The sequence below is a fragment of the Thalassovita sp. genome (genome assembly GCF_965218685.1).
Taxonomy (GTDB): Bacteria; Pseudomonadota; Alphaproteobacteria; order Rhodobacterales; family Rhodobacteraceae; genus Thalassobius.
The window spans coordinates 1,390,357-1,402,917 of the sequence record NZ_OZ244657.1 but is presented as its reverse complement, the minus strand read 5'-3'; the positions used below and the strand labels follow the sequence as shown (position 1 = coordinate 1,402,917).

Here is a 12,561-nt window from a genome sequence, read left to right as displayed (position 1 = left end):
TGGATTGGGGAGTGTCATGGTCGCCAGGGCCTATACCGTCGCGTTCGAGGGCGTCAGCGCCCGCCCGGTCGAGGTGCAATGCGCCGTCACGCCCGGTATGCCTGCTTTTTCGATCGTGGGCCTGCCGGACAAAGCGGTGTCCGAAGCACGCGACCGGGTGCGCACTGCGCTCAGCTCGCTGGCAATCGCGCTGCCCTCCAAACGTATCACCATCAACCTCTCACCCGCCGATATGCCTAAAGAGGGCAGTCATTTCGACTTGCCGATTGCCCTCTCGCTGCTGGCCGCGCTGGAAATCATCCCTCAGGACGCGGTGCAGGACACGACCGCGCTAGGCGAGCTGTCATTGGACGGATCGCTTGTTCCAGTGATCGGCGCCCTGCCCGCTGCCATGTCCGCCGCCGAGGATGAGCGCACCCTGCTTTGCCCCAAAGCCTCGGGCGCCGAAGCCGCCTGGGTCGGGGCATGTCAGGTTATCGCCGCCCAAAGTCTGGCCGATATCGTGCGCCATTTCACCGGCCAGTCGCCCCTGCCCCCTGCCAAGCCGGGCGAAGTGCTGGATGACCCGCTTGGGCGCTGCATGCGTGACGTCAAAGGCCAGGAACGCGCCAAACGCGCGATGGAAATCGCCGCCGCGGGGCGTCACCACCTTATGATGGTCGGTGCTCCGGGATCGGGCAAATCCATGCTGGCAGCACGGTTACCGGGCATCCTGCCCCCGCTTAGCGCTGCCGAGGCGTTGGAAACCTCGATGATCCACTCGATTGCGGGGTTGCTGGACGCTGGCGGCATCTCGCGGACGCGGCCCTTCCGCGAGCCGCACCATACCGCGTCGATGGCAGCGATTGTTGGCGGCGGGCGCGGCGCCAAACCCGGAGAGATCAGCCTTGCCCACAACGGCGTGCTGTTCATGGACGAATTCCCCGAGTTTCCACGCACCGTTCTGGAAACCCTGCGGCAGCCCATGGAAACCGGGCAGGTCATGGTCGCGCGTGCCAATGCCCATGTGCATTACCCCTGCCGCTTCATGCTGGTTGCGGCGGCAAACCCTTGCAAATGCGGAAACTTATCTGACCCCGCGCGCGCCTGTGCCCGCGCGCCTGTCTGCGGGCAGGACTATCTTGGCCGCATCAGTGGGCCGCTAATGGACCGGTTTGATCTGCGGGTAGAGGTGCCGCCCGTCGCCTATACCGATCTGGACTTGCCTGCAAACGGAGAGGCCTCGGCCCAAATTTCCGAACGCGTCACGCGGGCTCGCGATCTGCAAACCGCGCGCTATGGCGATTTCCCGGACGTGCGGGTCAACGCCGAGATCGAAGGCGCGATCCTTGACCAGTTCGCCACGCCCGACCCCGAGGGTAAGGCGCTGCTGGCCCGCGTGGCAGACCGATTTGGCCTGACCGCACGCGGCTATCACCGCATTTTGCGGGTCGCCCGGACCATTGCCGATCTTGACGGAAGCGATGCAGTACGCCAGCCGCACGTGGCGGAAGCAGTCAGTTTTCGCATCACTGGCTGTCGTGACACCTAATGAACCGCGCGGTTTCGCCAATTGCTGCGCGCGCCTCGGGGAACCAGCCATCAAAAATCTGCCAGACATGCGGGGCATTCGGCCAAACCTGCAGTTCTGCGGCTCCCCCAGCGCGCTTCAGCCTCTCGGCCATCCGAACGGCATCGTCGCGCAGGATTTCACTGTCCGAGACTTGCAGCAGAACCGGCGGCGGTTGCGGAAAATCAGCATAGAGCGGCGACGCGCGCGGATCGTCAGGCGATAGGTCGCCCAGCACCATATCCGCCAGATCAGTCACCCGGTCACCAGGAAAGAAATGGTCGCGACGACTGTTTTCCGTGACCGACCGGCCGGAAAACCGCTGATCGCAAAAGGGCGACCAGGCAAAGCACGCGGCTGGCCGCTGATCCAACAGGCACAAACGCGAGAGCAGCGACAACGCCAGTCCTCCTCCGGCGCTGTCACCCCCAATCACGATGTCACTGGGCCGATAACCTCGCTCGGTCAGATGAAGAAAGGCGGCCTCTGCATCCTGCAGCGCGGCAGGCAGGGGGTTCTCTGGAGCCAGCCGATACTCGGGCAGAAAGGCCCGCATGCCAGTCATCCGGCACAGCCGCGCGACCAAACGCTTGTGCGTTTCAGTTGACCCCGCCAGATAGCCGCCTCCATGCAGATATAGCAGCACCTTGTCCGACGTGACCGCCCCCGAGGAAACCCACAGCGCAGGCATTGCTTCGTCAGAACGATATGCCGTGGCCAGGTAAAGCGCATGCGGTACCTCGCGAAACCACAGCCGCGCTGCCAATTCGAGCTGCCGCCGCATCCTTTGCGGATCCTGCGCCCGGCCCATGACCCTGCGCACCAGTGGGCGCATCGCTGCCCCCATCAGTGACAGCGCCAGGCTCACCCTCGCTTGGCCTCGATCGCTTGCCAGATCTTTTCTGCGGTATTGGTGCCGTCAAACCGCTCCAGCTCTTGAATACCGGTGGGCGAGGTCACGTTGATCTCGGTCAGGTAGTCGCCAATCACGTCGATACCGACGAAAACCTGGCCCTTTTCCTTTAGCCGCGGGCCGATCGTCGCGCAAATTTCCAGATCGCGTTCGGTCAGGCCAATCTTCTCGGGGCGGCCACCTACATGCATGTTCGAGCGCGTCTCGCCCGCCTGCGGCACCCGGTTGATCGCGCCCACGGGTTCGCCATCCACAAGGATCACCCGCTTGTCGCCCGCCGCAACTGCCGGAAGGTATTTCTGCACGATCAAAGGCTCGCGCGAGAACCCGGTGAACAACTCGTGCAACGAGGTAAGGTTCCGATCGCTTTGGGTCAGGCGGAACACGCCAGCACCTCCGTTGCCGTACAAGGGCTTAAGGATGACGTCGCCGTGCCGCTCTTTGAAGGCCCGAATAGTCGTCAAGTCCCGAGCGATGGTGGTGGGCGGCATCAGTTCGGGAAAATCCAAAATCATCAGCTTTTCAGGATAGTTACGCACCCAAAACGGATCGTTCACGACCAAGGTTTCGGGGTGGATCCGCTCAAGCAGATGGGTTGTGGTGATATAGAACATGTCGAAGGGCGGGTCTTGGCGCAGCCAAACCACGTCATAGTCCGCAAGATCAACGACCTGCTCGTCACCCAAGGTATAGTGGTCCCCTTCCACCATCTGAACCGTCAGCGGCCAGCCCCGCGCGGTCACGCGACCCTCTTCATAGGCCAGCTTGTCGGGGGTGTAGTAAAACAGCTCGTGCCCCCGCGCCTGCGCCTCCAGCGCGATGCGGAAAGTACTGTCAGCGGTGATGTCGATCGGCCCGATCGGGTCCATCTGAAAAGCGATTTTCATCTGCGGTTTCCTTGCTTGCTTGCCTTTACATGGCGCAAGGGCGCAGACGAGGCAATTCAGAAATGCCCGAAAGCGTTCTCAAATATTTGTGGGCGTCCCTGACCGTCGCAGCACGCAAGGTCGAACCGCACGTTGGTCAAAGACCCCGTGGGAAGATGCTGCAGATAAGCTTCGGCACTGCGCAGGATACGGGACATCTGAGCCGGACGCAGGCTGTTCATCGCGGTCTCCAGTGATTTCGAGGCCTTCACCTCGACGAAAATCAGTTCGTCACCATGTTGCAGAACAAGGTCAATTTCGCCCGCCTGACTGCGCCAGCGGCGCGCCTGCACCGTGGCGCCGCGACGTTCGTAGTCACGCGCTACCTGCTCCTCGGCGCTTTGCCCGAAGCAATGCGCCATCTGGCCTTGGCGGCGGCGATGGGCGTCAGGTTTCGCCTTCATTCTTCCCGGTCCAGTTTCAGCGCCAATTGATAGACTTGCCGGCGCGGCAAGCCCGTTTCCTTTGCGATGCTGTCGGCGACGTCGCGCACCGAGCCGTCCTGCAACGCATCTTTCACCATTGATGTTAGCTCGGCTTCGCTAACAGTTGATGAATGTGCGCGGTCGATCAGCACCACGATTTCGCCCTTCAGTGTCCGTTCGTCACATTCCTGGGCCAGCTGAGCCAGGGGCGCGCGGATCACCTCTTCGAATTTTTTGGTCAGCTCGCGGCAAACGGCGGCCTCTCGTTCCGGGCCCAGAACCTCGGCTGCGTCGCGCAACATCTTGGTGATGCGCTTGGGCGATTCGTAGAAAACCAGCGTGCCGGGCACATCCTTCAGCGCGGACAGGGCGGATTTCCGCTGGCCCGAGCTGTTGGGCAGAAAGCCGTTGAAAAAGAACCGATCGGTCGGCAATCCGCCCACCGTCAGCGCCGTGATCACCGCTGACGGGCCGGGGGCCGAGACAACCGCGTGCCCCTCTGCGCGGGCGGCGCGGGCCAGATCAAAACCGGGGTCGGCCACCATTGGCGTACCTGCCTCGGAGCCATAGGCCAGCGATTTACCCTCGGCCAGCAGGCTCAACAGGCGCGGGCGCATCTTGTCGCCGTTGTGCTCGTGATAGCTAAGCAAGGGCCGGTCGTTCAGCGCGATGCCGTGGATCTCCATCAGGCGACGCAGGCTGCGGGTGTCCTCGGCTACAAGCACGTCCGCCGAGGCCAGGATATCCAGTGCGCGCAGCGTGATGTCCCGCGCGGTCCCGATAGGTGTGGCAATCAGGTACAAGCCCGGCTGCAGCGTCGCGATTTGCGGATTCAACACTGGACCCCCTTATATTGGTGTCTATTATTGCGCCCAAAGTTCACAGGCGCCCAGCGCTTGCCCTCAGGGAGTGAAAACCAGTCCATGTTCGCCGTTTTATCGACCCCCCGCAACCTGATCGCCCGCCTTTTCGCCGTGCTAAGCCTGATTGTTCTGGCCGCCTGCGAACCAGTTTCCATGGGCAGCGGCCAGATGATCAACACCTCGGCCCCCGTTCCGGTTGCGCTTTTGGTGCCGCGCGGCAGCGGCAATGCAGGCGATGACATTCTGGCGCAAAGCCTTGAAAATGCGGCCAGACTTGCGATTTCTGATCTTGAAGGCGTCAAGGTGGACCTGCGCGTTTATTCGACCGCTGGCGACCCTGCGACGGCCCAGAAGCAGGCGATCTCGGCGGTAAATGAGGGGGCCAAGATCATTCTGGGTCCTGTCTACAGCGCCGAGGCCAACGCCGTTGCCGTGAGTGTAGCGCCCCGGAACGTGAATGTGCTGAGCTTCTCGAACAACTCGACCATTGCGGGGGGCAACCTGTTCATTCTGGGGCCGACCTTTGAAAACACGGCCAAACGGATGGTCCGGTTTGCGGCCACACAGGGCAAGGGCAACATCGTGGTCGCGCATGATACCAACCTGGCCGGGCAACTGGGCAAGAACGCGATCCAGACCGCAATCGGCAGCACCGGCGGGTCCTCGTTGGCCGCTGCGGTAAGCTATGAGTTTTCTCAGCAGGGCGTGGTCGCGGCCATCCCCGAGGTGGAAAGAGCGGTCAAAAGCGGGGCCGCCAACGCGGTGTTCCTGACCGCCAATACCGACGGAGCCCTGCCCTTGGTAACGCAGCTTCTGCTTGAGGCCGGAGTGAACCCCCAGAACGTGCAGTACATGGGCCTGACCCGCTGGGACGTGCCCCCGCAAACCCTGGAACTGCCGGGCGTACAGGGTGCGTGGTTCGCCTTGCCTGACCCGACCATGACGCAGCGGTTCTCGTCGCGCTATGCCGCGGCCTATGGCTCGCAGCCGCACTCGATCGGTGGGCTGGCCTATGATGGGATCGCCGCGATCGGCGCGCTGGTACAGGCCGGACACAAAGATGCGCTGACTGTTGACGCCCTGACCCAGGGCGCCGGTTTCCAAGGTGTGAACGGTATCCTGCGCCTGCGCGGGGATGGTACCAACGAACGCGGTCTGGCAATCGCCCAGATACAGGACAAGAAGGTCGTGCTCATCGACCCCGCCCCCCGAGCCTTTGGCGGTGGCGGTCTCTGATAAAGAAGACGTATGCAAAAACTACCTGAAGCGCCGGACAGCCTGATCTGTCCGGCAGAGACCATTTTCGACGCCGTCACTATCAGCGCCCGGATCAACGACGCCACGCAAGGGATGTCCGAGGCCGCAGACATCCGCGCGGCCGTGGTGCCAATCCTGACCGAGGCCCGCAAGACGGGCATGTCCGCCATTGCCGAAGCCTTTTCCGCCGATCCGCTGCGCGCGCGACCGACCACGCGCGCCTATACCTATCTGACCGATTGTCTGGTGATCGCGGCCCGGGATGTCTCGATCCGGTTGATGAACCCCGGCGGCAAGGACGAAAGCATGACCCTGATCGCCGTGGGCGGTTACGGCCGCGGCGAGATGGCGACCTTCTCGGATGTGGACCTGCTGTTCCTGACCTCGCGCCAGATCACCCCCTGGGCCGAGCGCGTGATCGAAGGGATGTTGTACATCCTGTGGGATCTGCGCCTGAAGGTAGGCCATGCCTCGCGCACCATCCGCGATTGCGTCAAGCTGGGCAAAGAAGATTACACCATCCGCACCGCCTTGCTGGAACACCGTGTTCTGGCCGGTGATGCGGCCCTTGCCCAAGAATTGGACGAGCGTCTGCGCACCGACCTGTTCAAAGGCACCGCCGCCGAATTCATCGAGGCCAAGCTGGCCGAGCGTGACGCCCGCCACAAGCGCCAGGGCGGCCAGCGCTATGTGGTCGAACCCAACGTGAAAGAGGGCAAAGGCGGCCTGCGCGACCTGCAATCCATGTTCTGGATCGCCAAATATGTGCACGGCGTGCAGGACGCCGCCGAGCTGGTAAAGCTGGGCGTTTTCACCGAAGGCGAATTCGTCAGCTTCAAAACCGCCGAGGATTTTCTATGGTCGGTGCGCTGTCAGCTGCACCTGATCACCAACCGCGCCACCGACCAGCTGAACTTTGATCTGCAGGTCGAAGTGGCCGAACGCATGGGGTACAAGGACACGGCTGGCCGGCGCGGTGTGGAACACTTCATGCAGGACTATTTCCGCTATGCCACGGAAACCGGTGACCTGACCCGCATCTTCCTGACCAAGCTGGAGGCGATGCATGTGAAAAGCGCACCGCTGCTGGAACGGATTTTCCGCCGGACCCCGCGGGTCAAGCCGGGCTACAAGGTCGTACATAACCGCCTGAACGTGGACAAACAGGATGAGTTCCTGACGGACAAGCTGAACCTGCTGCGCGTCTTCGAAGAAGGGCTGCGGACCGGGATGCTGATCCACCCCGACGCCATGCGCCTGGTCAAGGCCAACCTGCATCTGATCGACGACGATCTGCGCAACGACAAGGACGCGCGCCGCATCTTTCTGGACTTGCTGCTGAAACACGGCAACCCTGAACGCGCCCTGCGCCGGATGAACGAGCTGGGCGTTCTGGGGGCCTTTATCCCTGAATTCCAGCCCATCGTGGCGATGATGCAATTCAACATGTACCACCACTACACGGTGGACGAACACACGATCCAATGCATCAAGGTGCTAAGCCAGATCGAGCATGAAGAACTGATCGAGGAACTGCCCGTTGCCAGTGGCATCCTGAAACGCGGCGTGAACCGGCGTATCCTGTATATCGCGTTGCTGTTGCATGACATCGGCAAGGGTCGGGACGAGGATCACTCGGTCCTTGGGGCGCAGATCGCCCGCAAGGTCGCCCCCCGTTTGGGCCTGAACAAATCCGAATGCGAAACCGTGGAATGGCTGGTGCGGTATCACCTGCTGATGTCCGACATGGCCCAGAAACGCGACCTGTCCGATCCTCGCACCCTGCGCGATTTCGCCAAGGCTGTTAAGACACGCAAGCGGCTGGACCTGCTGACCGTTCTGACAGTCTGCGACATCCGCGGTGTTGGGCCGGGCACCTGGAACAACTGGAAGGCCATGCTGCTGCGCCAGTTGCACAAGGAAACCTCGCAAGCACTGGAACACGGGCTGGAGGATCTGAACCGCGAGAACCGCGGCGCCGAAGCCCGCCGCCAGCTGCGTGATGCGCTGGATGGCTGGGATCCAGCCGCCCTGCGCCACGAGACAACACGCCATTATCCGCCCTATTGGCAGGGCTTGGACACGGCGACGCATGTGATCTTTGCCAACCTGCTGCGCGACATCCCCGATGATGAGGTCCGCATCGACCTGCACCTTGATGCTGACCGTGACGCCACCCGCGCCTGTTTCGCGCTCATCGACCACCCGGGCATCTTCTCGCGGCTGTCCGGTGCTTTGGCCCTGGTTGGCGCCAACGTGGTGGATGCGCGCACCTACACGTCAAACGATGGCTATGCGACTGCGGTGTTCTGGATTCAGGACGCCGACGGACACCCCTATGAAAAGGCTCGGCTGGAACGCCTGCGCCAGATGATCCAGAAAACACTGAGGGGCGAGGTCATCGCGACCGAAGCCATCAAATCGCGCGACAAGATCAAGAAACGCGAGCGCGCCTTCAAGGTGCCCACCTCGATCACCTTCGACAACGAAGGGTCGGAAATCTACACGATCATCGAGGTCGACACCCGCGATCGCCCCGGCATCCTGTTCGATCTGACGCGCACTCTGGCCAACAACAACGTCTATATCGCCAGCGCCGTGATCGCGACCTACGGCGAGCAGGTCGTCGATACGTTCTATGTGAAGGACATGTTCGGGCTGAAATTCCATTCAGCCGCCAAGCAAAAATCGCTGGAGCGTAAACTGCGCGAGGCGATCACCAAGGGTGCGGAAAGGGCCGTTTCGTGAAGCCAGTCCGACTGATCTCGGGGTTTTTGACGGTTGGGGTGTGGACCCTTGCCAGTCGCATCCTGGGGTTCGTGCGCGACGCGATCATCCTGGCCTATCTAGGCACCGGACCCGCCTACGAGGCCTATGTGGTCGCCTTTCGCCTGCCCAACATGTTCCGCCGCTTCTTTGCCGAAGGGGCGTTCAACATGGCGTTCATCCCCATTTTCTCCAAGAAACTGGAAGGGGACGAGGACGCCGAGGGGTTCGCCGCGCAGGCCTTTGCCGGGCTGGCCTCGATCCTGATCTTGCTGACGCTGGCTGCGCAAGCCGCAATGCCGTGGTTGATCTACGGGCTGGCCTCGGGGTTTGCGGGACAAGAGCAGTTCGATCTGTCGGTCGATTTCGGACGGATCGCCTTTCCTTACATCCTGTTCATTTCCCTGGCCGCCTTACTGTCCGGTATCCTGAATTCTTTGGGCCGGTTCGCAGCAGCGGCCGCCGCCCCGGTGCTGTTGAACGTGATGGTCGTCAGCGTGATGGTGATCGCGGCCCTGACAGGCGGAGACATCGCCCGCGCGCTGATCTGGACCATTCCCGTGGCGGGTGTCGCGCAGCTGGTGTTGGTCTGGGTCGCCGCGCGCCGCGCCGGGTTCGTCCTACGGATCGAACGGCCGCGCCTGACCCCTGACATGCGCCGCCTGATCAAGGTCGCCATCCCTGCTGCTCTTGCCGGAGGCGTGGTGCAGGTGAACCTTCTGGTCGGCCAACAGGTCGCCAGCTACTTCGACCGGGCTGTGGGCTGGCTCTATGCGGCGGACCGGCTGTACCAACTGCCGCTTGGCGTGGTCGGGATCGCAATCGGAGTGGTTCTGCTGCCCGACCTTTCGCGCCGCCTGAAAGCCGATGATCATGACGGCGCCCGCAACGCGCTGTCCCGCGCCGCCGAGGTGTCTTTGGCGCTGACCATCCCCGCTGCGGTGGCCCTGATCGTGATCCCGCTGCCGCTGGTTTCCGTCCTGTTTGAACGCGGCGCGACCACTGCAGATGACAGCGCAGCAATCGCTTTGGCCGTTGCCGTTTATGGGCTGGGCCTGCCCGCGTTCGTTATCCAGAAGATCCTGCAACCGCTGTTCTTCGCCCGCGAGGATACCCGGCGCCCATTCCACTATGCGGTGGTGGCCATGGTGATCAACGCAGCCGTCGCCATCGGTTTGTCCCCGGTGCTGGGCTGGATCGCGGCTGCCATTGCGACCACAGTTGCGGGCTGGGCGATGGTGGCCCTGCTGGCCATCGGTTCGCGTCCCTTTGGGCAGGTTGCCCGGTTCGATGACCGTTTCCGCGCTCGTATCTGGCGCATCGTGCTGGCCTCTTTGGCGATGGGGGGCTGTCTTTGGGGGGGACTGCAGGTGCTAACGCCGTATCTGGGCATGGCCGGAATCCGCTATGCCGCGCTGGCCGCTTTGGTCGCGGTGGGGATCGTCAGCTATTTCGGGATCGGCCAGATCATCGGAGCCTTCCGGCTGTCCGAGTTCAAGGCCGCCATGAAACGCGGCTGACCCTAGCGGTGGCGCAGCTTTTCACGCAGGCGCTGCCACCCTCCGGGGCTCAGAACAAAGGACGCCGCGAAGCCGACAACGAACCCGGTGCCATCAGCAATCCAGTCGGGCGGGCCGTCGAACACGGCTCCGAAAAACAGCTGCAGCCCCATCAGAATACCGATCAGGCGAAAGGCTTGCAGTTGACTGGCCCCGGTCAAGCCCGCGTGGACCCACAGGATAAAGCTGTAGGCTCCGATCAGCGCGTACACTCCGGGAAATGCGCCCATCAACGCCACCTGGCTGTCCACGATAAGACCATAGGCCAGCGCCCCGCAAATCGTGCCCAGCAAGAACACCAGCAGCATTGAGAATTGCGAAAATACCCGTCCCACCATGTTGCCCATTGCCAGCAGGATCACCACGGCGAACAGCGCGCCGGTAAAACTGCCGTGAACGAACGCATAGCTGACGAACCGCAGCATATGCTCGGCCGGGAATTGGCCGTTTTCCAGCATCCACTGAAAGATCGGCGCCGAGAACGCGTAGGTCTGCAGCGATTCCAACCGCCAGCCGATTGCCTCGGGGCCGCCGATGATGCCGCTGGCGCCCAGAGCAAAGACGATCTCGATCCCGATCAGTACCAGACTAAGGGCCACGACTACGGGCGGGACGGTATGAAAGGGCGAGTTATTGGGGCTGCTCATGGGCGCTCTCCTTGACGGGGCTTTGGGGCATGGGTAAGCCACCCAAGCAAATAAATCCAGACGGAGATACACCATGTCGGATGCGGTCCAAACGCAATCCACCCCGAACGCCGGTTTCACCCCGCGCGTCTTTTCGGGAATTCAGCCCTCGGGTGGGCTGACCCTTGGCAACTATTTGGGCGCACTGAAGCGCTTTGTCGACAAGCAGGCAGACGGGATCGAAACCGTGTACTGCGTCGTTGACCTGCATGCCATCACCGTCTGGCAAGACCCCCAAGCGCTGCGCAACCAGACCCGCGAACTGGCGGCCGGGTTCATTGCTTCGGGGATCGACCCGGAACAATCCATCCTGTTCAACCAGTCTCAGGTGGTCGAGCACGCGCAGCTGGCGTGGATCTTCAACACCGTGGCGCGCATGGGCTGGATGCAGCGCATGACCCAGTGGAAGGACAAGGCGGGCAAGAACGCGCAGAACGCCTCGCTTGGGCTGTTCGCCTATCCTGCGCTGATGGCAGCGGACATCCTGCTGTATCACGCAACCGAAGTGCCGGTGGGCGAGGATCAGAAACAGCACGTGGAACTAACCCGCGACATCGCGACCAAGTTCAACCACGACTACAAGACTGATTTCTTCCCCATCCCCGAACCGGTGATCGAAGGCGCGGCCACGCGTGTGATGTCTCTGCGCGACGGCACCAAGAAGATGTCGAAATCTGACCCTTCGGATGCCAGCCGGATCAACATGACCGATGACGCCGACGCCATCGCCAAGAAAATCCGCAAGGCCAAGACCGACCCCGAGGCGCTGCCGTCCGAGGCCAAAGGCCTGGAGGATCGCCCCGACGCGCGCAACCTGGTGAACATCTACGCCGCCCTGTCCGATCAAAGTGTCGATCAGGTGCTGGCCGATGTGGGCGGCAAGCAGTTTTCGGAGTTCAAACCGATGCTATCGGAACTGGCCGTGGAAAAACTGGCCCCGATCTCGGGCGAGATGCAGCGCCTGATGCAGGACCCGGCCGAGATTGACCGTATCCTGGGCCGTGGTGCCGAACGCGCGCGCGAGATCGCCGCCCCGATCCTGGCGCAGACCTATGACATCGTCGGCATGATCCGCAGCTAAGCATTGCGCCCTGCACCCATCCGGTGCGGGGCGCCCCACGGACCCTAGTCAACATAGGTTCCGTGCCATTCCCGGTTTCCGAAAATATCGAACAGTTCCTTGCGCGGTACGAAATGAATGCGCGTGCCCTTGTCCGAGGTGCGCACTGTATAACAGCGCATATCCTTGGGCGGCTCGCCCTCGCCGAACCATGAACAATACCGATCACCCTTGATCCACCAGCGCCCCTTTTTGGGATAGGTCTTGTAGTCCACCAACAACGGCCTGCGGTGATGCACCGTTGTCCCGTCCGCCGCCCAGGTCTGGCTTTCGGCGACCATGTTGTCGGGCCGCGTCCAATCCTCGGTACTTTCGGGCAGATCATACACCACCTTGCGCCCCTCCAGCATCACCTGAATCGGGTGGCGGCCATCGGTGGACATGCAGGTGGACAATAGCCACGGCAGCGCAAGCAAAAGAAAACGGCGCATTGAAAATCCCTTCGTTCTGAATATCCTCAGGTTTCCCGACAGGCCGCGACAGGTCAAGAACCCCGT

The 12,561-nt window shown here is 62.2% G+C and carries 11 protein-coding genes; 5 read left to right on the top strand and 6 right to left on the bottom strand.

Annotation, left to right across the window (positions count from 1 at the left end):
- The first annotated feature begins 16 nt into the window (after positions 1-16).
- Positions 17-1,531, top strand: coding sequence for a YifB family Mg chelatase-like AAA ATPase (locus tag ACOQOQ_RS07150; protein ID WP_420569448.1), 1,515 nt, complete (start codon positions 17-19; stop codon positions 1,529-1,531).
- Here ACOQOQ_RS07150 and ACOQOQ_RS07145 read toward each other — a convergent pair.
- From ACOQOQ_RS07145 to rsmI, 4 genes are read right to left on the bottom strand one after another with little or no spacing between them, the layout of a single operon-like run.
- Entirely contained in the window at positions 1,509-2,417 is a 909-nt protein-coding gene (locus ACOQOQ_RS07145; RefSeq protein WP_420569447.1) for an alpha/beta hydrolase, read from the bottom strand. The genes ACOQOQ_RS07150 and ACOQOQ_RS07145 overlap by 23 nt on opposite strands.
- On the bottom strand, positions 2,414-3,349 hold the full coding sequence (gene gshB, locus ACOQOQ_RS07140) for a glutathione synthase (RefSeq protein ID WP_420569446.1): 936 nt from the start codon (positions 3,347-3,349) through the stop codon (positions 2,414-2,416). The genes ACOQOQ_RS07145 and gshB overlap by 4 nt, the downstream gene beginning before the upstream one ends.
- 56 nt (positions 3,350-3,405) lie before the next feature.
- Positions 3,406-3,792 (bottom strand): YraN family protein, encoded by a 387-nt coding sequence (locus ACOQOQ_RS07135; protein WP_420569445.1) that lies wholly within the window; start codon positions 3,790-3,792, stop codon positions 3,406-3,408.
- Positions 3,789-4,649: a 16S rRNA (cytidine(1402)-2'-O)-methyltransferase gene (gene rsmI / locus ACOQOQ_RS07130; protein WP_420569742.1), complete on the bottom strand. Its 861-nt coding sequence runs from the start codon at positions 4,647-4,649 to the stop codon at positions 3,789-3,791. Before rsmI ends, ACOQOQ_RS07135 begins: the two co-directional genes overlap by 4 nt.
- Positions 4,650-4,736: 87 nt before the next feature.
- Here rsmI and ACOQOQ_RS07125 point away from each other — a divergent pair, with 87 nt between their 5' ends.
- The 3 genes from ACOQOQ_RS07125 to murJ are packed head-to-tail and all read left to right on the top strand — an operon-like array spanning position 4,737 to position 10,219.
- Complete coding sequence (locus ACOQOQ_RS07125; protein ID WP_420569444.1) at positions 4,737-5,912, top strand: penicillin-binding protein activator; 1,176 nt, start codon at positions 4,737-4,739, stop codon at positions 5,910-5,912.
- Positions 5,913-5,924: 12 nt separating this feature from the next.
- Positions 5,925-8,681, top strand: a complete 2,757-nt coding sequence (locus tag ACOQOQ_RS07120) for a [protein-PII] uridylyltransferase (protein WP_420569443.1) — start codon at positions 5,925-5,927, stop codon at positions 8,679-8,681.
- Complete coding sequence (gene murJ / locus ACOQOQ_RS07115) at positions 8,678-10,219, top strand: murein biosynthesis integral membrane protein MurJ (protein WP_420569442.1); 1,542 nt, start codon at positions 8,678-8,680, stop codon at positions 10,217-10,219. Before ACOQOQ_RS07120 ends, murJ begins: the two co-directional genes overlap by 4 nt.
- A gap of 2 nt (positions 10,220-10,221) precedes the next feature.
- On the opposite strand, the gene ACOQOQ_RS07110 is transcribed toward murJ, so the two are convergent.
- The gene (locus tag ACOQOQ_RS07110; RefSeq protein ID WP_420569441.1) at positions 10,222-10,905 is read right to left on the bottom strand and encodes a rhomboid family intramembrane serine protease; all 684 of its coding nucleotides are present in this window, start codon (positions 10,903-10,905) and stop codon (positions 10,222-10,224) included.
- 73 nt (positions 10,906-10,978) lie between these two features.
- Between ACOQOQ_RS07110 and trpS the strand changes: the two genes are divergently transcribed.
- Positions 10,979-12,025 (top strand): tryptophan--tRNA ligase, encoded by a 1,047-nt coding sequence (trpS, locus tag ACOQOQ_RS07105; RefSeq protein ID WP_420569440.1) that lies wholly within the window; start codon positions 10,979-10,981, stop codon positions 12,023-12,025.
- Between the two features lie 44 nt (positions 12,026-12,069).
- On the opposite strand, the gene ACOQOQ_RS07100 is transcribed toward trpS, so the two are convergent.
- Complete coding sequence (locus ACOQOQ_RS07100) at positions 12,070-12,495, bottom strand: hypothetical protein (RefSeq protein WP_420569439.1); 426 nt, start codon at positions 12,493-12,495, stop codon at positions 12,070-12,072.
- Between the last annotated feature and the right edge of the window lie 66 nt (positions 12,496-12,561).